1 pseudogene is annotated in these 311 nt (G+C 66.2%); it reads left to right on the top strand.

What is annotated here, in order from left to right:
• Positions 1-311: pseudogene (locus F2P45_RS34960) on the top strand (peptidase M20); the annotation flags it as partial.

Genomic DNA, 311 nt, shown 5'->3' with positions numbered 1-311 from the left:
CGACCGCCGCCATCCTCAAGGAAGAAGTCTACAAGCGCATGCCGTGGGCCTGCGGCGCCGACGGCGGCGCGGTGCTGCCGGTGACGACCGACCCGCTCGAAGCGATCCTGAACCGTACCTGGCGCCCGACCCTGTCGGTGGTGGGGGCCGAAGGCTTTCCAGAGTTCGCCAACGCCGGCAACGTACTGCGGCCCTACTCCGCGTTCAAGCTGTCGCTGCGCATCCCGCCACTGCTCGACGGCAATGCCGCCGCGCTGCAACTGAAAGCATTGTTGGAAGATAACGCGCCCTACAATGCGCGCGTGAGTTTC

It is taken from the genome of Massilia mucilaginosa (assembly GCF_011682145.1).
Classification (GTDB): domain Bacteria; phylum Pseudomonadota; class Gammaproteobacteria; order Burkholderiales; family Burkholderiaceae_D; genus Telluria_A; species Telluria_A mucilaginosa.
The sequence above is the reverse complement of the archived record's forward strand: the minus strand, read 5'-3'. Positions and strand labels throughout refer to the sequence as shown.